Source organism: Aeromonas sp. MR7 (assembly GCF_963899385.1).
GTDB classification, from domain to species: Bacteria; Pseudomonadota; Gammaproteobacteria; order Enterobacterales; family Aeromonadaceae; genus Aeromonas; species Aeromonas bestiarum.
On record NZ_CAWQXH010000032.1, the window covers coordinates 247,197 to 268,882 of the forward strand.

General features: G+C 60.2%; 19 protein-coding genes. 7 read left to right on the top strand and 12 right to left on the bottom strand.

All coding sequences use genetic code 11. The features are described 5' to 3' along the window. Nucleotides 1-246: 246 nt before the first annotated feature. Together dgt and arcB are read right to left on the bottom strand one after the other, a co-directional pair. Nucleotides 247-1,602 carry a dGTPase gene (gene dgt, locus AACW87_RS15740; protein ID WP_241325502.1) on the bottom strand — a complete coding sequence of 452 codons (1,356 nt, stop codon included), beginning with the start codon at nucleotides 1,600-1,602 and terminating at the stop codon, nucleotides 247-249. Nucleotides 1,603-1,630: 28 nt separating this feature from the next. Further along, complete coding sequence (gene arcB, locus AACW87_RS15745; protein WP_043554868.1) at nucleotides 1,631-3,943, bottom strand: aerobic respiration two-component sensor histidine kinase ArcB; 2,313 nt, start codon at nucleotides 3,941-3,943, stop codon at nucleotides 1,631-1,633. A 207-nt stretch (nucleotides 3,944-4,150) separates the two neighbouring features. Here arcB and AACW87_RS15750 point away from each other — a divergent pair, with 207 nt between their 5' ends. After that, nucleotides 4,151-5,149, top strand: a complete 999-nt coding sequence (locus tag AACW87_RS15750; protein WP_241325503.1) for a DUF2860 family protein — start codon at nucleotides 4,151-4,153, stop codon at nucleotides 5,147-5,149. Nucleotides 5,150-5,220: 71 nt separating this feature from the next. On the opposite strand, the gene AACW87_RS15755 is transcribed toward AACW87_RS15750, so the two are convergent. The 4 genes from AACW87_RS15755 to AACW87_RS15770 form a co-directional block, all read right to left on the bottom strand. Then, entirely contained in the window at nucleotides 5,221-5,919 is a 699-nt protein-coding gene (locus AACW87_RS15755) for a DUF3334 family protein (RefSeq protein WP_042865686.1), read from the bottom strand. A gap of 98 nt (nucleotides 5,920-6,017) precedes the next feature. Continuing rightward, a complete protein-coding gene (locus tag AACW87_RS15760; protein ID WP_098980661.1) occupies nucleotides 6,018-6,455 on the bottom strand; it encodes an HIT domain-containing protein in 438 nt (145 codons plus the stop codon). 71 nt (nucleotides 6,456-6,526) lie between these two features. Then, nucleotides 6,527-7,159, bottom strand: a complete 633-nt coding sequence (locus AACW87_RS15765) for a DUF2057 domain-containing protein (RefSeq protein ID WP_241325504.1) — start codon at nucleotides 7,157-7,159, stop codon at nucleotides 6,527-6,529. Nucleotides 7,160-7,237: 78 nt separating this feature from the next. Continuing rightward, nucleotides 7,238-8,137 (bottom strand): LysR family transcriptional regulator, encoded by a 900-nt coding sequence (locus AACW87_RS15770; RefSeq protein ID WP_098980662.1) that lies wholly within the window; start codon nucleotides 8,135-8,137, stop codon nucleotides 7,238-7,240. Nucleotides 8,138-8,234: 97 nt separating this feature from the next. On the opposite strand from AACW87_RS15770, the gene AACW87_RS15775 reads away from it, so the two are divergent. After that, the gene (locus AACW87_RS15775; protein ID WP_043141788.1) at nucleotides 8,235-8,837 is read left to right on the top strand and encodes a short chain dehydrogenase; all 603 of its coding nucleotides are present in this window, start codon (nucleotides 8,235-8,237) and stop codon (nucleotides 8,835-8,837) included. Nucleotides 8,838-8,961: 124 nt separating this feature from the next. Here the strand turns inward: AACW87_RS15775 and AACW87_RS15780 are convergent, their stop codons facing one another. From AACW87_RS15780 to dapA, 3 genes are all read right to left on the bottom strand, one after another. Beyond that, the gene (locus AACW87_RS15780) at nucleotides 8,962-10,065 is read right to left on the bottom strand and encodes a phosphoribosylaminoimidazolesuccinocarboxamide synthase (RefSeq protein ID WP_043554624.1); all 1,104 of its coding nucleotides are present in this window, start codon (nucleotides 10,063-10,065) and stop codon (nucleotides 8,962-8,964) included. Nucleotides 10,066-10,207: 142 nt separating this feature from the next. Next, nucleotides 10,208-11,332 (bottom strand): outer membrane protein assembly factor BamC, encoded by a 1,125-nt coding sequence (bamC, locus tag AACW87_RS15785; protein WP_103473022.1) that lies wholly within the window; start codon nucleotides 11,330-11,332, stop codon nucleotides 10,208-10,210. After that, nucleotides 11,325-12,212: a 4-hydroxy-tetrahydrodipicolinate synthase gene (gene dapA / locus AACW87_RS15790; RefSeq protein WP_241280048.1), complete on the bottom strand. Its 888-nt coding sequence runs from the start codon at nucleotides 12,210-12,212 to the stop codon at nucleotides 11,325-11,327. The genes bamC and dapA overlap by 8 nt, the downstream gene beginning before the upstream one ends. A 286-nt stretch (nucleotides 12,213-12,498) precedes the next feature. On the opposite strand from dapA, the gene AACW87_RS15795 reads away from it, so the two are divergent. The 3 genes from AACW87_RS15795 to AACW87_RS15805 all read left to right on the top strand — a co-directional run bounded on the left by AACW87_RS15795 (nucleotide 12,499) and on the right by AACW87_RS15805 (nucleotide 14,449). Further along, nucleotides 12,499-13,032 carry a glycine cleavage system protein R gene (locus AACW87_RS15795; protein ID WP_042865677.1) on the top strand — a complete coding sequence of 178 codons (534 nt, stop codon included), beginning with the start codon at nucleotides 12,499-12,501 and terminating at the stop codon, nucleotides 13,030-13,032. Between the two features lie 17 nt (nucleotides 13,033-13,049). Beyond that, entirely contained in the window at nucleotides 13,050-13,514 is a 465-nt protein-coding gene (gene bcp / locus AACW87_RS15800) for a thioredoxin-dependent thiol peroxidase (RefSeq protein ID WP_241325505.1), read from the top strand. 434 nt (nucleotides 13,515-13,948) lie between these two features. Next, the gene (locus AACW87_RS15805) at nucleotides 13,949-14,449 is read left to right on the top strand and encodes a YfbU family protein (protein ID WP_043556017.1); all 501 of its coding nucleotides are present in this window, start codon (nucleotides 13,949-13,951) and stop codon (nucleotides 14,447-14,449) included. 60 nt (nucleotides 14,450-14,509) lie between these two features. Here the strand turns inward: AACW87_RS15805 and yfbV are convergent, their stop codons facing one another. Next, nucleotides 14,510-14,950 carry a terminus macrodomain insulation protein YfbV gene (yfbV, locus tag AACW87_RS15810; protein WP_042865674.1) on the bottom strand — a complete coding sequence of 147 codons (441 nt, stop codon included), beginning with the start codon at nucleotides 14,948-14,950 and terminating at the stop codon, nucleotides 14,510-14,512. A gap of 302 nt (nucleotides 14,951-15,252) precedes the next feature. Between yfbV and AACW87_RS15815 the strand changes: the two genes are divergently transcribed. Both AACW87_RS15815 and pta read left to right on the top strand, forming a co-directional pair. Beyond that, complete coding sequence (locus AACW87_RS15815) at nucleotides 15,253-16,455, top strand: acetate kinase (protein ID WP_043556015.1); 1,203 nt, start codon at nucleotides 15,253-15,255, stop codon at nucleotides 16,453-16,455. A 70-nt stretch (nucleotides 16,456-16,525) separates the two neighbouring features. Continuing rightward, nucleotides 16,526-18,679, top strand: coding sequence for a phosphate acetyltransferase (pta, locus tag AACW87_RS15820; RefSeq protein WP_043141774.1), 2,154 nt, complete (start codon nucleotides 16,526-16,528; stop codon nucleotides 18,677-18,679). A gap of 405 nt (nucleotides 18,680-19,084) precedes the next feature. On the opposite strand, the gene ilvN is transcribed toward pta, so the two are convergent. Then, nucleotides 19,085-19,579 (bottom strand): acetolactate synthase small subunit, encoded by a 495-nt coding sequence (gene ilvN, locus AACW87_RS15825; protein WP_040097800.1) that lies wholly within the window; start codon nucleotides 19,577-19,579, stop codon nucleotides 19,085-19,087. 91 nt (nucleotides 19,580-19,670) lie between these two features. Then, the gene (locus tag AACW87_RS15830; protein ID WP_241325506.1) at nucleotides 19,671-21,389 is read right to left on the bottom strand and encodes an acetolactate synthase 3 large subunit; all 1,719 of its coding nucleotides are present in this window, start codon (nucleotides 21,387-21,389) and stop codon (nucleotides 19,671-19,673) included. Nucleotides 21,390-21,686: the final 297 nt, after the last annotated feature.

Consider the following 21,686-nt stretch of genomic DNA (forward strand, 5'->3'; position numbering starts at 1 on the left):
CTTCGCGCTGCTGATGCAGCGGTCGAACGCAACGTTTAGCATTGAATGTTGCATATCCGTCTCCTTACCGAGTGAAAGTTGAACAAGTTGCCACAGTCTAAAAAAAGACCGAATTTTATACAAGAACCTCACCCCCCATATGGGGAGTGAGCCATCTATCAATATCCAGACGAGACACAGGTCTCTCGCCCGTCAGCCGCACACATCCGCTCCCGGACGGCACGCACAGGATTTGCCTGGCGCGAGTCAGATCCCGGACAAGAGGCGGAACTCTTCCAGCGCATAGGTATCCGTCATGCCGCTCACATAGTCGAGCAGCAGCCGCACCCGGTAGTACCACTCCTGTTCGGCCCCCTTGTCGAAACGGGGATCCCGGTTGGCCACCGCCAGCCGGTATGCCTTGAGATGACGGGCCGACAGGCGGTGAAACAGGCGGCGGGCGAAGAACAGCTCGCTGCCCCCCTGCCCGGCCAGCAGTCGCTCGAACTGGCTGGCAGGCAGCGCCAGCAGGCAGGCATAGGTGGAGAGCACGCCACGCAGGGCGGCATAGCCTTCCAGCTCCAGCGCCTCCACCTCGGGTCGCATGAACACCTGCTCGCGGGCCACCTGCTTGAGGGTGTCGAGCACCTGCGCCGCCGGCGCCTGACCGTGCAGTAACGCCTGGGGATAGGCGCCACTCAGTATGATGTCGTGCTCGCTCACATAGGTGTGGGCGGCCAGCGCGATCAGATCCCGGGTCAGCTGCTGGCGAAAATGGGGGAAGAAGCCTCTGTCAGAGGCGGTGGCATCCGCCAGCAAGCCCGCCATGTAGGCACCCTCATCGGCCAGACGCAGCGCCTGTTGCAGCTCGCTCAGGCTGAGAATGCGCCTGTCCACCGCATCTTCGAGATCGGCGATGCAGTAGGAGATGTCGTCGGCCGCCTCCATGATGTAGACCAGCGGGTGGCGGCAACCGGGCGCCAGTCCCAGGCTCTGGCTCAGGGAACGGTAGAGGGGTTGTTCACTGAAGAAGATGCCGCGCTTGCTGGCCCAGCCATGATGCTGACCGTCGTGCAGGGGCTGCTGCGGATACTTGCACAGGGCGGCCAGCTGCCCCAGAGTCAGATTCAGCTCGTGCAGGCTGTGCACCAGCCGCAGGCTCTGGGCGTTGCCGTCGAACACCAGCAGATCCTGGCGCAGTTCGGCCCACTGCGGGCTGGGCGCCTGGCCAAGAGCAGCGGCAAACAGATCATCCAGCGCCTGTGCCAGCCACTGGCTCATCACCTGCTCGCCAAAGTGGCCGAACGGTGGGTTGCCGACATCGTGCAGCAGGCAGGACATCTCCACCAGATTGATGAAGGCCCCCTCGCACACCGAACCCGCCGGCAGCGCCGCCAGAACGCGGCGGCTGATCTGGCGGCCGGTCTCCTGCACCTCCAGCGAATGGGTGAGACGGCTGCGTACCGAGGCCTTCACATCCAGCGGAAAGACCTGGGTCTTCTGCTGCAGCCGGCGCACCGGCGCGGCCTGCACTATGCGGGCGCGATCCAGCTCGGTCGCCTCCAGCAGCGCTTCGTCGCCCCAGCGATGGATGCGCTCGGGGGTAATCAAACGGCTATACATGTTGCGGCTCCTTGCCTGCGACTCGCGTCTATGAGAGCAGCCAGCGTTTCAACCTGGCGATATCACCCGGACACTCGCGGCGCAGCGACTCTATCCAGTCCTCCACGTTCTCCCACCAGGCGGGGTGATCCGGGCTCTGGATCAGCTGGGCCAGCTGCTGCAGGCGGCGCAGACCGATGGAGCCGGCCGCCCCCTTGATCTTGTGCGCCTCCTCCACCACGCCAGCCTGATCGCGGGCGATCATGTTGGAGTCGAGCACCGCCATGTAGTCCGGCATCATCTTCTCGAACAGATCGACACTGGAGAGCAGCACCGGCTTGCCCACCGTATCGGCGTAGTCGGTGAGGAAGGGCAAGTCCAGCAACTCATCCTGGCTGCCCGCATCGGCCTGCTCATCCGCCTCATCGTCGGCGAGATCCGCAAACAGGTGGCCAATCACCTCCCGCACCGCCCTGGAGCCCAGCGGCTTGTTGATCACATCCTGCATGCCGTGATCCCGATAGTACTGGCGATCGCCGGTGGCGTTGGCGGTGAGCGCCACCATGGGTGGCAAACTGTCGCCGTAGCGCTCAAGCAGCTGGGCCGCCACGTCGAAGCCGGTCATGTCCGGCAGCTGGATATCCAGCAGGATCAGGTCAAAGTCATCGGGATTGGCCATGGCCAGCGCCTGGGCACCGTCCCGCGCCACCTGCACCTGATGACCGAGCTTGTTGAGCAGAGCGCAAGCTACCGTCACGTTCAACTCCACATCCTCCACCAGCAGGATATCCAGGGAGGGCATCTCGGGCTCGGCGTCAGCGGCCTGAGGCTCGACACAGTCCACCTCCAGCTCGGCGGTGAAGCAGGAGCCCTCACCCGGGTCGCTGTCCACGTAGAGCTGGCCGCCCATGGCCTGTACCAGCTGACGGGAGACCGCCAGCCCGATGCCGGTGCCGGTGGCGTGCTTCTTGCCCTGTACCTGATAGTACATGGCGAAGATCTTCTCCTGCTGGGCGCGAGGAATGCCGACGCCGGTATCCTCCACCTCGAAGTGCAGGGCCAGCTTGCCCGGCTCATCGGCCGCGTGGGAGAGGCAACGTACCGTCACCCCGCCCTCATCGGTAAACTTGACCGCATTGCCCACCAGGTTCCACAACACCTGACGCAACCGGGTGCCATCGGCCATCACGAATTGCGGCATGTCGCCATCCCGGTCGAAATGCAGATAGAGCCCCTTCTGCTCCGCCTGGATGCGTGACAGCGTCTCCAGCTCGTCGAGGAAGGCGGGCAGGTCGATGGGGGTCGGCGCTATTTCCAGCCGGCGCCGGTCGAGTTTGTCCAGATCTATGATGTCGTTGAAGATATTACCAAGGGTCACAGCGCTCAGGTGGATGGTCTTGAGCTGCTGATGCTGCTTGGGATCGAGCGGCGTATCCATCAGCATGCGGCTCAGCCCCACTATGCCGTTGAGCGGGGTGCGCAGCTCATGGCTGATGGTGGAGATGAAGGTGGTCTTGTCGCGGCTCGCCTTCTCCAGCTTGTCCTGATACTGCTTGCGCTCGGTGATGTCGCGGCCAAAGCCGAGCAGGCCGAGGCGCTTGCCGAAGCGATCGAAGAAGGGCACCTTGCGCAGCTCGAAGTAGGCCTTGCGACCGTCGGGGTACTCCAGCCACTGCTCATAGGTGAGCGGCTCGTTGCTGGCAAAGACCTGCTTGTCGGTCTCCACCACCTTGTTCGCTATTTCCTGCTTGTAGACGTCGAACGGGGTCAGCCCGATGAGTTCGGCCTCCACCTTGCCGGTGAGTTCCTCCATGGCGCGGTTGCAGCCGGAGAACTGCTCGTCTTCGTTGCGGTAGTAAACCAGATCGGGGGAGCAGTCGATGAAGGAGCGCAGCAAGGCGGTGCGCTCACCCAGATGCAACTGGGCCTTCTCGCGCTGGAACACCTCGTTCTCCAGATCCTCGATCGCCTGCTGGCGCAGGGTCTCGGCCCGGTTGGTCTCGGCGATCTGGGCGTTGAGACGGCTGATGTTTTCCTGCAACTGGCTGTTGAGCTCCAGATCCCGCTCACGCATGTCTTGCAGCTTGCGCACCATGCGGGTCAGCCGCTGGCGGGAATCCTCCAGCTGATCCACTACGATGGAGAGAAAATAGACGGCCCAGGGGGTGACCAGCAGGCCGAAGAAGACAGAGCGCACCAGATCGACAACGTCCACTGTGCCGCGCAAAAACAGGGTGACCCCCATCTGGATGGAGACAGCCAGCACTATGATGGCGGTGGCCAGGAACATGCTGAAGCGCACCAGTCCCAGCTTGGTCATCAGGTCGACGTAATATTGCGCCCAGGATTTGATTTGTTTCATCTTGTTGTTTTCTCCCCCATATTCGCCGAACAGAATACCAGCACGGCGCGCCGAACTCTTGTGCCGTCGCACGATAAATTATCGATTAACCTCCTCCTTGCACTGGGGTAGCATGCCGGAGTCAATTCGGTCAGCCCGAGTTAAGCCTGGCTGGCTATAATGTCCGGCTGTTCAATTCAACCATCTGATATTTCAGGAGTCTCATCGATGCGCAATCTCACCCTGCTGAGTCTTGGTCTGCTGGCAGCCAATGCCGCCCACGCCGATCTGGGCGAGATCCCCAAGCAGTCCGGCTGGTCCGGCTTTCTGCTGGGCGGGGTCAACGCCGTCAGCTACAAGTCCAACTTCTATGCCGGCGATGACAACCACAGTCGCATCGATGACCTCGGCGCCCCCGACAGCGAGAGCGGCCTGACGCCGCTGCTCAACGCCGACATCCGCTACACCTTCGCCGATACCCGTACCCAGATCTTCCTCGGCAACCTGATCCAGGATGCGGTGCGCTTCGACTTCACCCAGCAGCTCGGCCTGCGTCAGGAGATGGGTGACAAGGGCATAGTCGCCACCTCGCTGGTGTTCAACGTCATGCCGGTCGAACTGTGGAGCGATCCCTTCGCCACCGGGGTGGATCGCAGCTCGACCGATGTGAAGTCAAAAGGGGTGCGTTTTGCCTGGGACAAGATCTGGGGCAGCAACTTCTACGGCACCCTGACCACCCGGGAAGTGGACATGGATGAGGAGCACAGCGGTCAGCAGTATGACCAGAGCCACGGCACCCACTACGCCGATATGCTGGATCGCAACGGCAAGATGCACGACATGGAGCTCTCCTACCAGTGGCACTTTGGCGGCAACCAGTTGCTGGAGCCCGCCATCGTCTACAAGGAAGCCCGCCTCGACGGCAGTGCCGAGAGCTTCAAGAACACGGGTCTGAAACTGACCTACGCCCAACGCGGTCCCCAGTGGTCCATCGTCAGCAACCTCTATGCCGGCAAGCGCAAGTATGACGAGGCAAATCCCCTCTTCGGCCAAAGTGCCGATGCGGACGAGTTTGCCATCAACGGCACCTTCTTCTGGCACAAGCTGTTCGGCGTCGATGCTCTCGCAGCCACCTTCACTGCGGCCTACTCCAGGGCCAACTCCGACATCAGCTTCTACGACAGCCAGTCCAGCCGCGTCAGTACCGGCCTGCTCTACAACTTCTAAGCCCTCCCCCGGCAACAAACAACAAGGCCACCCCATGGGTGGCCTTGTCATTTGTTCAGCATTGGCTGACGTCAGATACCGAGCGAGTCGAGCAGGTCGTCATGCTCGTTGGCGACCGGTGCGGCCACCGGGGCCGGCTTGGCGGCCGCCAGCTTGGTCTGGGCGATCAGGGCATCCGGATCCAGCTCCTCCTCATCCATGCCATCGTTGTGAATGCGGATAAACTCTGTCCTGTCCATCGCCAGCTCCAGATAGAAGATGTTGTTGCGGGCGGTGAAGAAGGTGACCCGGCGCGCTTCCGGGTTGTCGAGGTTGGTATCGACGCTCAGCATCACCTGCTTGTTCAGCGCCAGCATCTTCGGCTGGTTCTGGGTGATGTGAGTCTGCAGATCCCGGCCCACCTTGACGGTGAAGCTGCCGACTATCTGGTTCATCAGCTCGCCCATGACGTTGCTCACTTCGTCCGAGGTGTGGGAGATGGCGAGATCTTCCTTGGAGAGGCCCATGCTGAGCATGTAGCTCTCATAGAGCTCCATGGCCGCAGAGGCGGAGAAGTTGATCACCACCAGGCCGGAGAAGCCGCCATCAAACAGCACGAAACAGCCGATATCCGGCTTGAGGCAGGTCTTGCTGATCCGCTGCACCATGCCGGAAAAACGCACCTGACTCTGGGTCGCCGCACTCAATACATCCGTAACCGAATGACACAGACTCAGCAGCACATCTTCTGTGGTCAATACGGCATCGTTGTCGGCTCTTGTCACTATCATGGGACCTTCCTGAACATCGAAAATGGGCTTATCTATACCATAACTCTAACAGATAGCGCGGCTTGGGCTTCGAAATAGCGAGCCGCCTCTCACTTGACTCAATTATCAGCGGCAAGCGGAATGAAACCGGCCAGATGGCTGAGCTTGAGGCGCCAGCCGGCGGCCTCCTGCTGCAAGCTGGCCTCGTCATGAGGCAAGGAGGGATGCGCTCCCCAGATGGGACCTGGCCATGCCCGATCCGTGGTAAAGCGGGCGACATGATGCAGATGCAGTTGCGGCACCAGATTGCCGAGCGCCGCCACGTTGATCTTGTCCGGCCGCAGCGCCTGCTCCATCAGGGTGGCCAAGGCGCAGGACTCCTGCATCAGCTGCTGCTGCTGCGCGGGCGCCAGATGGTGAATCTCCCGCAAGTTGGCGACCCGTGGCACCAGGATGAGCCAGGGATACTGGCTGTCTTTGGCAAGCAGGACACGACAAAGCGGCAGATCCCCGAGCAACTGGGTATCCGCCTGCAGGCGAGTGTGCAATTCAAACATGAAGACCTCGTTGGATAAGGTGGGCGCAATGCACGAAGAGAGCCCCCACGTTACTGCAACGGGCCGCAAACTTAAAGTCGCGGCACGGCCCAGCCGATGAAGCGCTTGCGAAGCTCGGGATCCGCTTTGAGGAACATCTGCTGCAACTGCCCTTCCAGCTCGCGGGTAGCCAAGGCGGGAGCCGTGGCGCCTGCGGTTGCAGTGGTGGCCACGGCGGCTGTCGTCAGCGCCGCCTTGCCGGCGCCGCGATTGTACTCATCGAGCCGGGCACGCCAGTCCATGCCGAGCAGCATGCCGCTGGTCACCAGCGCATCCTGCTGGATGGAGAGCGCCCGGCCATCCGCCTGCAACACCACCACGGGGGCCCTGGCATAAAGCTGCATCCCCTTTTCAGTGGCCGGTACGCTGGCCACCAGTTGCAGGCGCTGTTGACTGGCCTGATAGCGCAGCACCTGCGGCTCGGATCTCACCTGCCGATCGTTTTCGCTGCTATTGCGGCTCGGGATCACCCCCTCATAGCGTACCAGCAGTTGCTGCTCTCCGTCCGCCAGGGTGGCGTGCTGCTCATCCTGCAACTTGCCACTGCTCACCGCCAGGATCTGGAAATCCGTTGGCACCGCCACCTCGACCTCGGCCTGCGCCGTACTCATACCCATCGCCGCGCACAGCAGCGTCAATCCAACCCAACCCTGATAACCCTTCATGCTCGCTCATCTTCCTGATCGCTGTGATGGGCGCAGGGTAACAGCCGAAGATGACAGAAAAATAACGGCGCAGAGCCCTCACAACAGGTAGTGGGGCCGCTCGGCAAACCACTGGGCCAGCACCTGCTTGAACAGCCGGATCTTGCGCGGTACCCGCCGCTGCTGGGCGTGCAGCACGTGCAGCGGGTGCAGACCTGTCTGCCACTGATCCAGCACGGCCACCAGCTCGCCGCTCGCCAGCCAGGGCTCCACCAGCATCAGCGGACACTTGGCGTATCCCATGCCCGCGCGGGCCAGTTGCAGTACGGTACTGTAGTGATTGGCCCGCACCTTGCCCTGCACCAGAATGTGAGCCTCCTCCTCTCCCTTGCGAAAGTGCCACTGCTCCCAGGCCGGGTTGTGGCCCTGCAACAGGCAGGGGCGACCGCTCAGTTCATAGGGCGTGGCGGGGAGGCCTTCCCGCGCCAGCAGGGCGGGACTGGCCACCACCACGTCCTTGAGCTGACCGAGCGGCAGCGCCACCAGGTTGTCGGGTATGCTGCTCATGGCGCGCAGGGCTATGTCGTGCTCCCCCTGACTCATGTCGACCATGGCGTTGGTGAAGTTGAGCTCGACCTGCACCCCCGGGCAGAGCTCGGCAAAGCGGCCGAGCAGCTCGCTCACCATGCGATCCCCCGTGCTGACCGGGCAGGTGAAGCGCAGCCGGCCACTGTCCTCCTCGGTCAGCGCCTGTATGTCCTGCTCCGCCTGGCGGGCCAGTGCGAAGATCTGCCCCGCCTGCAAGTAGAGGGTCTTGCCCGCCTCGGTCAGGCTGAGGCGGCGGGTGGTGCGCTGCAACAGCTGGGCATTGAGGGCGGCTTCCAGGGCGCTGACATGGCGGCTCAGCATCCCCTTGCTCACCCCCAGGGCATCGGCGGCGGCGGAAAAACTGCCCCGCTGCACCACCTCGTAAAAACTGGTCAGATGGGAGATATCCATCATTAGCTCCAATATGGAAACAATGCGTTTATTTTACGCGCTTTTTCTCCCTTTTTATCGCGCTAGAATCAACACATCCCAACCAGGAGTGAAACAGATGAAGATTGTGATTGTGGGTGCCTCCGGCACCGTCGGCTCGGCCGTCAGTGAGTTGCTTGCCAAAGACCACCAGGTGATCCGGGTCGGTCACAGTCGTGGCGATGCCACTGTCGACATGCGTGACCCCGCCTCCATCAAGGCGCTGTTTGCCAAGCTGGGGACGTTCGATGCACTGGTGGTGGCCAGCGGCAGCGTGGCCTTCAACGGCCTGACCGAGATGACGGACGAGCAGTGGCAAGTGGGGATCGAGAGCAAGCTGATGGGCCAGATCAATCTGACCCGTGCCGCCATCCCCCACCTGAATGACAAGGGTTCCATCACCCTGATCAGCGGCATTCTGAGCGAGGAGCCCATCAACTGGGGGGCCAGTGCGACCACCATCAACGGCGCCATAGAGCACTTCGTCAAGGCGGCAGCCTGCGAACTGCCCAAGGGGCTGCGCATCAACGTGGTGAGCCCGACCGTGCTGACCGAGTCGATGGACAAATACGCCGCCTTCTTCCCGGGCTTCGTGCCGGTGCCGGCCGCCCGGGTGGCCCAGGCCTACCAGAAATCCGTGCTCGGCGTGCAGACCGGCCAGGTGTTCAAAGTCAATGGCTGACGCCTTGCCAAACAGTTGAAAAACCAATAAAAACGGGCCCCGCACTGGGGCCCGTCTGTTTGTCGGCTGTTCCTTTCACCACCAGCAAACGTTTGTTTCCCGGCGACAAAAAAAGCGGCGATCCTCAGTCGATCAGACCGTACTGCTCCCGCAGCACCTCGATGATCTCCTGCTTGGGATTGGCACTGCGCACCAGCGGCTGACCGATGATCTTCTCGGCGATCCCTACATAGGTGTTGGAGATATCCATCATCACCTCGGTCGGCAACTTGTTGTCACGGGCCAGGGCGAAGCGTTCCGGCATGCGGTGCTTGTTGAGCAGGATATCCGGATCCGGGAAGTGGTTCAGCAGCCACTGACGGAAACCCTCTTTGGACTTCTCGACGATCTGGCCGTCGCGCAGGGCGGCACCATCCCAGATGCGGGAGCTGTCGGGGGTACCCACTTCATCCATATAGATGAGCTTCTCGTTGCCGGCCGCGTCCTGGACATAGCCAAACTCGAACTTGGTATCGACGAAGATCTGATCCAGCTCGGCCAGGGCGTCACTGATGACGTTGAAGCCTTCCTTGAGCAGCACTTCGTAGCGGTCGATATCGGCCAGCTTGCTGAAGTTGAAGCCCTGGTAGTGGCGCTCTATATCGGCGCGGGAGACGTTGACGTCATCGGCCTCAGGCACGCCATCCAGCCCTGTCAGCACACCCTTGGTGGAGGGAGTGATGAGGATTTCCGGCAGCTTCTGATCCTTCTTCAGGCCTTCCGGCAAGGTGATGCCGCAGAACTCGCGCTCGCCATCCTTGTAGGCACGCCACATGGAGCCTGTGATGTACTGGCGGGCGATCGCCTCGATCATCACGGGGCGGGCTTTTTGCACGATCCAGACGAAGGGGTGCGGGATGTCCAGGATGTGGCTGTCGGCCAGTCCCTTCTCCTTGAACAGCTTGAACCAGTGGCTGGAGATGGCGTTGAGTGCCGCCCCCTTGCCAGGTACGCCGTTCAGCCCGTCCACACCTTGCCAGATGCAGTCGAAGGCAGAGATGCGATCGCTGATCACCATGAGGGCAAGCGGCGCATCGGCTGGCACATCATAGCCTTTCTCCTTGATGAGCCGGGCACTGTCTGCGGGGGTCAACCAGTAGACGCTGCGCACTTTGCCGGAATGGACAGGTTTATCGGTACGGATCGGCAAATCGTCATTCACCGCCAATACTTGATCTGCAAGACTCATGGCTAATAACACTTCCTGTTTGTGGGAGGAATAAAACAGGAGCACAGGGCCCCTGTTTCTGGGGGTTAACATATCAAGCGCATCAGACCCTGTATTTACAGGGGGATTAACCTAACAAAACAGGGGCACTAGGCCCCTGTTTTTATTCTGTTTTTGCTGCCTGGTCAGCCAGGCCCTTGGCGAATGCCTCGGACAGGCTGATGTACATCTGGGAGATGACGCCGGACGACACTGGCTTCTTGTCCTTGTCGAACAGTGTGATGGAGGTCTTGCCCCCAGCCATCTCGCCAAGCTGGAAGCGATACTTGTCCTCTTCCAGTTTGAACGGCTCGCTGCCCTTGGCCTTCCAGAAGTCGCTGCCCGGCTCGTCGTACTCGACGTCGATCCAGCCCAGAGACTGCTGGGTATCCTTGATGGTGAAGCCATAGCCAGGCAGTACCTGGTTGAGGCGACGCCACACCTGATCAAAGGAACCGTCGGCAATCCAGGCACTCAGCTCGTTGTTGTCCAGCCCCAGCTCCAGCCCCATGCCATCGTTGGCCTTGTGCTGTTCGCGGGACTTAAGCTGCTTGTCGTAATAGAGGGAGAACTGGTTCAGGGCGCGGGTGGCGTAGCGCTGGGCATCGGCCGGCGTCAGCACAGTGCTGGTCTCGCCGTCTATGGTCTCTTCGTGATCCAGTACCCGCACCGACATGTTGACCGCGTGACGCTGGACATCGTTGCGCAGGGTGAACTGGTAACGCTGACGGATATTGAAGTCGTCATCCTCTTCGCTCCAGCCATCGAGGGCCTTGGTGTTGTCAAACCAGCCGGTCTGCAACACGCCGGCCTGCTGGTCCAGCTTCTCCGTGGTCACCTTGTACTGGGCCAGGAAGTTCATCAGGAAGGCCCAGGTATCGCGCTCCACGCTCTGGGAGGTGCTCAGGGCATAGAAGGCCACTGTGGGCTCGCTGGCATTGGGCACCACCTGGCTGCCCGGCACCACGGTCAGCAGCTGGGCGGGCGGGCGCACGTCAATCTTGGCGCCGAGGGCACCTTCGCGGCTGCTCTCGGGCAGCGCCGGGATGTCGAAGCTGCTGTTAAAGGCGGGGGTACTCAACCCGGCCGGCACCAGGAACGCGCGGCCTTCAAGGCGGGCATCCTCGTACTCGAAACCACGGTTGGCCATCTTGCGCTCTTGGGGTGAGCTACAGGCTGCCAGCACGGCAACGGTCGCCACACTCAGCACCAGGCGCACTGCATTTCCCTTTCCATTTGCTTTAAACACTCGCCATCAACTCCGCAGTGGTCAGTGCTCGCGTCATCGCTTGTTCGCCCTCGGGGGTGAGGTCGGTGAGCGGCAGACGCAAGGTCGCCGTCGCCATCAATCCCAGTCGGGCACAGGCCCACTTCACCGGGATGGGACTCGGTTCGCAGAACAGAGTCTGATGCAACGGCATCAATCGATTGTTGATGTCATGGGCCAGACCGGCATCACCGGCCAGCGCTGCACGACACATGTCGGCCATCTGGGCCGCTGCAATATTGGTGGTGACCGAAATGACTCCGTCGCCACCTTGCAGCATAAAATCACATCCACTGGCATCATCGCCACTATAAAGCGCGAATTCCGCTCCGCACAGCTCACGCAGCAGCGGAGTACGGCTCAGATCCCCGGTGGCCTCTTTCAGACCTATGATGCCGGGCACCTTGGCCAGTCGGGCTACCGTCTCCGGTTTGAGATCGCAACAGGTGCGACCGGGCACATTATAAAGAATTTGGGGCAGACCACTAGCCTCGGCGATCGCACAATAGTGACGATAGAGGCCTTCTTGGGTGGGTTTGTTGTAATAAGGGGTAACCGAGAGACCCGCCACCACGCCCGTTTCGGCGAATCGTTTGGCCAGGGCGATGGCATGGGCGGTATTGTTGGAGCCGCAACCGGCGATGACGGGAATGCGTCCGGCGGCCAGTTCCACGGTTTTTTCCACGACGGCAATGTGCTCCTGCTCGCTCAGGGTCACCGATTCCCCCGTGGTGCCAACCGCAACTATGGCGGTGGTGCCTGCGCTGACATGATAATCGACCAAGGCGGCCAGACTGGTCCAATCGACTTCGCCTGAAGCCAGCATGGGGGTAACGAGGGCAACGATACTACCGCGTAACATGGATATTTCTCCCGATTTTCAGGGGCGTTATGGTAAAGCTGCCCCCTTGGAAAAACAAGGGAGGCAGGGGGCAAGCCGTGATACCATTCTGCACCAAAAGCGGTGCGCGAGCGCGACGGCCTGCGCCAATCCCGGGTCTTCTCGACTCGAGACAAGGCTCGCGACCACGGCATTCTTACAAGGTTGCCATGTAACAGCGCAGGGAATGGCCCAAGGCCGGCCACCCGGTCAGGGCGGCACCCACTGCGCTCACATTCGCAACAAGCTAATGGACGAGAGAAGATTTATGACTCACTACCTGGTCGTAACGGCCATAGGCACGGACAGGCCTGGCATAGTCAATGAGGTCACCCGCCACGTCAGTGGCTGTGGTTGCAACATTGTCGACAGCCGTCTTGGTATCTTCGGTAATGAATTCACCTTCATCATGCTGCTGTCCGGGGACTGGAACAGCCTGATGCAACTCGAGATAAGTCTGCCCCTGCGCAGTCAGGAGTGGGATCTCATCACCATGATGAAACGTACCGAGCGCCACCACTCACTGCAGTACGACATCAGCGCCAACGCCGAGATCCTGATCCGTGACCAGCCCGGCATCGTAAGCCAGTGCACCCAGTTCTTCAGCGACCACGGCTGGGACATCCAGGCCATGCAGACCATTACCCTGGAGCAGCAACCGTTCAACCTGCTCAAGGCGAGCTTTCAGCTCAATCTGGCCAAGCAGGGAGAGACCGCCGGCTCGGAAACGGCCTTCGCCGGATTCTGTCGCGAACTGGGCGCAGAATCGTTCGAATTCATCGTCAACAACAAACACGCCTGACGGCGTTCGGAGACCCCATGCAACCACTACAGGCTGGTACCCAGGCCCCCGACTTTTCCCTGCCCGATCAGGACGGCAACCCGGTTCGTCTTGCCGATCTGCGTGGCAAGAAGGTGCTCATCTATTTCTATCCCAAGGCGATGACACCGGGCTGCACCACGCAGGCCTGCGGTCTGCGTGACATCAATAGCGAGCTGGCGGCCCTCAACGTGGTGGTGCTCGGCATCAGCCCGGATCCGGCCAAGCGTCTGAAGAAATTCGAGGAGCGCGACAGCCTCAATTTCCGCCTGCTGGCCGATGAAGATCACGCGGTGGCCGATGCCTTTGGCGTCTGGGGCCCGAAGAAGTTCATGGGCAAGGAGTATGACGGCATTCACCGGCTGAGCTTCCTCATCGATGAAGAGGGCAAGGTCGCCCACCGCTTCGACAAGTTCAAGACCAGCGACCACCATCAGGTGGTGCTCGACCTCATCAAGGGTTGAACCCGCCCGGCCTGAAAAACACCCAATACAAAAAGGGCCTGCAACTGCAGGCCCTTCGTTGGTCCGCTCGCCAGTCTCGCTGCGTGATGACGGCATCAGCCAGCGCATCCCGGCGGCGAGCCATCTCGGCCGCCCTTTCCTTGCCCCGTCGGCCAGAACCTGTGGTCACGGCGACTGAGTCCTGGTTGTGATGGTCATGCATGCACCTGTATCGGGGCCTTGGTGAGTCAGTTGGTGCAATCCAAATGACACCCATATTGTTGCCAGCTCAGGCCGAAACACAAGTGCGCAGCCGCTACCATTAATTAACCCGTCGCAGAGCCATTTTGATTTCCCGACCCGGCTTTCTCGCCAACCTCCCCTGCCAGATCAAAAAATTCATCTGAGATATGGGTTAACGTGACCCCAGTTTCATTTTCCAGTGAGAAAAGCCCATGAACATGAGCCACACCGAACGCCTGATCCTGAGCAACCAGTACGAGATCCTGGCCAAACTCAATCCGGAGAAAGCGGCGTCTTACCAGCGGGCCAGCACCATCATAGCGCGCGGCTACTGCCTGCAGATCCTCGAACTGGAGAAGAGTTTCGGTCATCTGGATCTGGCCACCTGCCAGGAGGTGATCGACACTCTGGAGCTGCACCATGCGCTGGCCATCTCCTGGGGCAACCTGGATGGCGCCGATCAGGGTGAAATCAATGCCAGCCGGCTGGAGTTCAACGGCTACAGCCGCAGCCAGGAGCGGGAGCTGGCCGACTACGTCTGCTTCCTGCTGGAAGTGGACAAACGCTTCCCCGAACTCAAGTGCCCGTGTGACGAGCTCTCCAGCGATATCGCCATGCGTGACAAGTACCAGCGCATGCTGACCGTATGGCGCCAGTGCCCCCGTCAATACAAGCTCTCCATCCAGGAGATCCGCAAGGTATTGGCGGCCTGATCGCGATAGATGGAAAAGGCGCCTCTGGGCGCCTTTGTCTGATTGGAAAACCTTGTTCGCCTATTCGTAGAGAAAGGATTTGTCCAGCTGCTTGAAGGCGGCATTGAGGGTATCGGCCAGCTCTTCGTAACGGGGCTGGGCCACCAGTTGGCGATGTCCGCCCTGCTCGTTCATCTTGCCGTTGATCTCGCGATACCAGCTGGCAAGGGAAGGAGGCAGCCGGGTATCGGCGCGCTGACCGAGCCAGTAGTAACCTTGCAGCGGCAAACTGAGCAGAAACAGCACAGAGGCCATGACCGAAGGCCAGTAGTGCAGCTCACCAAGCTGGAACTGCAGCATGACGCTGAGCACCGCCAGCGCCGGGATGATCTTGAGGGCGAATTCGGTGGCCTTGATCACCCGGTTCTCGGGAAACATGGAATTAAGCTCGGGACGGCGGGGCCAAAGGGTCATATAATGACGGCCTTGCTGTAATTTAGTTCCAAAAATGTTCATGCTCATGCTACCTCCGAGCTTTTTTTGAACGTATTAACGGCAAAACCTCGACTATATTTGATGTGCAATAACAAAGGTTGAGGATGACTTTGTTATTTTTCAACAATCGGGTTATCCTTTGTACGCCCAATTTTTGCGCCAATGGCCTGCCGTTGCGCTGTCAGGGACGTCTGGATTTCGGGTCTTGTATCACTATACAAGGGGCAAGCAACAGATTGCCAACCCTCATAAGGATAAGTTGAAAGTTTTTGGACGCAACGCGTCCAACGCATCCTCCTACACAACCCAATCTGCGATAGGATTTATTCATGAGTAAGCTGGTTCTTGTACTTAACTGTGGCAGCTCGTCCCTGAAGTTTGCTGTCATTGACGCAACCACCGGTGATGATCTGTTGTCCGGCCTGGCCGAGTGTTTCAACCTCGACGACGCCCGCATCAAGTGGAAACTGAATGGCGAGAAAGGCAGTGCCGATCTGGGCGCAGGTGCCGCTCACCAGGAAGCGCTGGACTACATCGTCAACAAGATCCTGCCGCTCAATCCGGAACTGTCCAAGAATCTGATCGCCATCGGTCACCGTGTTGTTCACGGTGGTGAGCGTTTCACCTCCTCCGTCGTGATCTGTGATGACGTGATCGCCGGCATCGAAGCCGCCGTACCTTACGCACCGCTGCACAACCCGGCTCACCTGATCGGTATCCGTGAAGCCCGCCGTATCTTCCCGGCCCTGGCCGACAAGAACGTGGCCGTGTTCGACACCGCCTTCCACCAGACCATGCCGGAAGAAGCCTTCCTGTACGCCCTGCCGTACAAGCTCTACAAAGAGAACGGCATCCGTCGCTACGGCGCCCACGGCACCAGCCACTACTACATCAGCCTGGAAGCAGCCAAGCAGCTGGACAAGCCGGTGGAAGAGCTGAACATCATCAACTGCCACCTGGGCAACGGCGGTTCCGTCTGTGCCATCAAGAACGGCAAATCCGTTGATACCTCCATGGGTCTGACCCCGCTGGAAGGCCTGGTCATGGGTACCCGCTCCGGCGATCTGGACCCGGCCATCATCTTCTTCCTGCACGACAAACTGGGCATGAGCGTGGCGGATATCAACACCATGCTGACCAAAGAGTCCGGTCTGCAGGGTCTGACCGAAGTCACTTCCGACTGCCGTTTCGTTGAAGACAACTACGACAGCAAAGAAGAAGCCAAGCGTGCCATGGACGTTTACTGCTATCGCCTGGCCAAGTATATCGGCGCCTACGCCGCCGCCATGGACGGTCGTCTGGATGCCGTGGTCTTCACCGGTGGTATCGGTGAAAACTCCGCCCCGATCCGTGAAATCACCCTGAACAAGCTGGGTCTGCTGGGCTTTGACGTCGATCACGACGCCAACCTGAAGGCTCGTTTTGGCAAGGGTGGCGAGATCACCAAGGCTGGTTCCACCAAGGCCCTGGTTATCCCGACCAACGAGGAGTGGGTCATTGCCCACGATGCGCTGGAACTGGTCGGCGCATAATTTCGCTGTAGAGCAAGGCCGCCCCAGGGCGGCCTTTTCCTGATCCCAAAAAATGAGCAAGGGGTATTAAGTGGCACGCACTATTATGCTTATCCCGGTCGGCACTGGTGTCGGCGTAACTTCCGTGAGTCTTGGCGTTGTCCGCGCCATGGAACGTCACGGTGTCAATGTCAGCTTCTTCAAACCGGTCGCCCAGCCGCGTCCGGGTGAAACCGGTACCGAGCGCTCCACCGCCGTGATCCGCGCCGCTGCCAACATCAACCCGCCCGAGCCGTTCGCCCTCTCCTACGCCGAGAACATGATCACCTCCAGCAACACAGATATCCTGCTGGAAGAGATAGTGGCCCGCTTCGAAGAACACGTGAAGGCGAGTGGTGCCGAGGTGCTGGTCATCGAAGGCATGGTTCCGACCGACAAGCAGCCGTTTGCCAACAAGCTGAACTACGACGTCGCCAAGGCGCTGGATGCCGACATGGTGTTCGTGACCCACCCGGGCAACGACTCCAGCCAGAAGCTGAAAGAGCGCATCGAGCTGGCCTGCTCCAACTTCGGTGGCGTCAGCAACCCCCGTATCGTGGGTTGTGTCATCAACAAGGTTGGCGCTCCGGTTGACGAGCACGGCGTGACCCGCCCCGACCTGACCGAGATGTTCGAGGCGCACCACCACACCTCTGAAGCGGCTCACAATCTGGAAGTGCTGCAGGTATTCGGCAAGAGCCCGCTGCGCATCCTGGGTTGCATCCCCTGGAATACCCAGCTGATCGCCCCGCGCGCCAAGGATCTCGCCAAGCACCTGGCCGCCAAGATCCTGCACAAGGGTGAGCTGGACAGCCGTCGCCTGCAGACCGTGACCTTCTGTGCCCGTTCCATCCACAACATGGTTGAGCACTTCCGTCCGGGCAGCCTGCTGGTGACCTCCGGTGACCGTTCCGACGTCATCGTCTCCGCCTGCCTCTCCGCCATGAACGGCGTCAAGCTGGGTGCCCTGCTGCTGACCGGCAACTATCATCCGGAACCACAAGTGCTGGCCCTGTGCCAACAGGCCATGGCCACCGGCCTGCCGATCATGATCACAGGCACCAACACCTGGCAGACCGCCGTCAGCCTGCAGAACTTCAACGTCGACATTCCGGAAGATGACCGCGAGCGTATCGAACTGGTGCAGGACTATGTGGCTGGCCACATCGACAAGCACTGGATCGAGTCTCTCTCCGCCAAGTCCACCCGTTCCCGTCGTCTGAGCCCGCCGGCATTCCGTTATCAGCTGACCGAGCTGGCCCGTCAGGCCAACAAACGCGTCGTGCTGCCGGAAGGCGAAGAGCCGCGTACCATCAAGGCTGCCGCCATCTGTGCCGAGCGTGGCATCGCCCGTCCGGTGCTGCTGGGCAACCCGGAAGAGATCCGTCGCGTCGCCGAACAGCAGGGCGTGGTGCTGACCGACCGTGTCGAGATCATAGATCCGCTGGAAGTGCGTGAGCGCTATGTGCCGCGTCTGGTCGAGCTGCGCAAGAACAAGGGCATGACCGAAGTGGTTGCCCGCGAACAGCTGGAAGACAACGTGGTGCTGGGCACCATGATGCTGGAGCGTGGCGAAGTGGACGGTCTGGTATCTGGCGCGGTACACACCACCGCCAACACCATACGTCCGCCGATGCAGATCATCAAGACAGCCCCGGGCTCCTCGTTGATTTCGTCGATCTTCTTTATGCTGCTGCCTGATCAGGTGCTGGTGTACGGCGACTGCGCGATCAACCCGGATCCCACTGCCGAACAGCTGGCCGAGATCGCCATCCAGTCCGCCGACTCCGCTGCCGCTTTCGGCATAGAGCCGCGCGTCGCCATGATCTCCTACTCCACCGGTACCTCTGGCGCCGGTGCCGATGTAGAGAAAGTACGTGAAGCGACCGAGCTGGCCAAGGCCAAGCGCCCCGACCTCATCATCGACGGCCCGCTGCAGTACGATGCGGCCATCATGGAGAACGTGGCCAAGTCCAAGGCACCGAACTCACCGGTTGCCGGCAAGGCCACAGTGTTCGTGTTCCCGGACCTGAACACCGGCAATACCACCTACAAGGCGGTACAGCGCTCCGCTGACCTGGTCTCCATCGGCCCCATGCTGCAAGGCATGCGCAAGCCGGTCAACGACCTGTCCCGTGGCGCCCTGGTTGACGACATCGTCTACACCATAGCCCTGACCGGTATCCAGGCAGCTCAGGCCGAGTAATCGACCTTCAGCCGACCTTGTGAAAAACCCGCCGAGAGGCGGGTTTTTTTATGGCGGACGGGCGACATGTTGATCCGCAAGATCAAATCAGGATCCTGACCGGATCCCAATCCTCATCGTCAGCGCCTGCCTGGCAAGGGAGAGAGGATAAGCAAACACTCACACCCGCCAGAGTGGATTGCACAATTGCACCCCAGCAGAGATCAGATCAAAATACCCCTTTAAGATCAGCTAACTAACGCTAGACACACCGCTAATCTACAGAGTTTTCCACAGCTTTTGTGGATAGTTTACTGATCATTTGAAAGAAAATGACAGACTCGCACTTCCCCCTTGCTCACCTTGCGCCCATGAAAAAGGGCTCCGCAGAGCCCTTTTGGAATAACAGTCTTCTCGGCGAAACAATCAGGGGCGCAGTGCCTTGTCAGCCCGGGAGATGCCACAAACCCCCGAGCGCACCACCTCGATGATCTCGTTGGTCTGGGCCGCGGTCTTGATGAAGGCGTCCAGCTTCTCGCTGGTGCCCACCAGCTGTACAGTGTACTGCTCCGGGGTCACGTCGACGATCTGGCCACGGAAGATGTCCGCCAGCCGTTTCAGCTCGTCGCGAGCGCCACCGGCGGCACGCGCCTTGATCAGCGCTATCTCCCGCTCGATATGCTCACCCTCGCTGAGATCGCACACCTTGAGCACGTCCACCAGCTTGTGCAACTGCTTCTGGATCTGCTCCAGCACCCGCTCGTCGCCCATGGTGACGATTGTCATGCGGGACAGAGTGGGATCCTCTGTAGGCGCCACCGTCAAGGTCTCGATGTTGTAGCCGCGCTGGGAGAAGAGACCTACCACGCGACTCAGGGCGCCGGACTCGTTTTCCAGCAGTACTGAAATGATATGCCTCATCAGGTTCTCTCCGTCTTGCTCAGCCACATCTCGTCATTGATGGAACCAAACTTGAGGTCCCTGAGTACGACCGAAATAATGTGCCCCATTGTCAGGTCCTCTCCGTCTTGCTCAGCCACATCTCGTCCATGGCGCCAAACTTGATCTGCATCGGATAGACGTGCTCGTCTGGATCGACCGAGATGTCCATAAACACCAGTCGATCCTTCATGGCGAAGGCCCTCTCCATGGCACTCTGGAGCTCCGCCGGATCGCTCACCGCTATGCCGACGTGGCCATAGGCCTCCGCCAGCTTGACGAAGTCCGGCAGGGATTCCATGTAGGAGTGGCTGTGACGGCCGCCGTAGAACATCTTCTGCCACTGCTTGACCATGCCGAGGGCGCGGTTGTTGATGGAGATGATCTTGATGGGCACACCGTACTGCAAACAGGTGGAGAGTTCCTGGATGTTCATCTGCACCGAGCCGTCACCGGTGACGCAGCAGACCACGGCATCCGGGTTGGCAAACTGGGCGCCCATGGCGGCCGGAATGCCAAAGCCCATGGTGCCGAGGCCACCGGAGTTGATCCACTGGCGCGGCTTGGCGAACGGATAGTAGAGCGCGGCAAACATCTGATGCTGGCCCACGTCGGAGGCGACGAAGGCCTCCCCCTTGGTCACCTTGTAAAGCGCCTCTATGACCTGCTGCGGCTTGATCAGGGTGGGATGGGTTTCATAGGCCAGACAATTGCGGGAGCGCCACTGGGCGATCTGGCTCCACCAGTCCGCCAGCGCCTGCTTGTCGTTGTCGAAGCCACACTCGCGGATCACTTCCAGCATCTGCTCCAGCACGGTTTCCACCGAGCCGACGATGGGCACATGAGCCTGCACCGTCTTGGAGATGGAGGTAGGATCGATATCGATGTGAACTATGGTGGCGTTGGGACAGAACTTGGCCACGTTGTTGGTCACGCGGTCATCGAAGCGGGCACCCACGGCGAAAATGAGATCCGCGTTGTGCATTGTCTTGTTCGCTTCGAAGGTGCCGTGCATCCCCAGCATGCCGATGAATTGCGGATGAGTGCCGGAGAAGGCCCCCAGCCCCATCAGGGTGGTGGTCACCGGCAGGTTCAAGAGCTCCGCCAGCTTGGTCACCAGATGATCGGCATTGGCATTGATGGCGCCGCCGCCCACGTACATGACGGGGCGCTGTGCCTCCACCAGCAACTTGGCGGCCCGCTTGATCTGGCCCTTGTGTCCGGCCTTGGTCGGATTGTAGGAGCGCAGCGAGACGGTCTCGGGATACTGGTAGGGAAATTTCTCTTTCGGGTTCTGCACGTCTTTGGGCAGATCCACCACCACGGGCCCCGGGCGGCCACTGGCGGCTATGTAGTAGGCCTTCTTGATGGCCTCGGGGATCTCGCTCGCCTTCTTGCACAGGAAGCTGTGCTTCACCACAGGACGGGAGATGCCGATCATGTCGGTCTCCTGGAACGCATCTTCCCCGATCATGCTGGTCGGCACCTGGCCGGACAGGATCACCAGGGGGATGGAGTCCATGTAGGCGGTCGCGATCCCCGTGATGCAATTGGTGGCGCCGGGACCCGAGGTCACCAGCACTGTGCCCACCTTGCCGGTGGAGCGGGCGTAACCGTCCGCCATGTGCACCGCGGCTTGCTCGTGCCGCACCAGGACATGCTCCATCTTGCCGTTTTCAAAGAGAGCGTCATAGATGTCGAGCACTGAGCCACCAGGGTAGCCGAAAACGTGCTCAACTCCCTGATCTTCCAGCGCTCTAACCACCATCTGGGCGCCTGATAACATCTCCATGATAAAGCCCTCCAGGCTTTGCTCCGTTAAGCGAAAGCTATCGACAGTCCGCTGCTTCCCGGCAGCGCCGGTCCGTGTCTTGTTGTTGTCTGAATACGGGCCAGGCGAGTTCGGTGCCGTCGATAGTAGAAAAATAGGTTTTTTCCATCATTCACCCGCAAAGCGGGTGAAAAACCAACTTAACCCGCTTGTGAACGCTTGTCCACGGCTTTGTCTGACCATAACAGTCATAAATTTCAAACAGCTATTAACATTCAGTGACTTGGTGAAACGGGTGGGAACAATGCTGGGAAGATG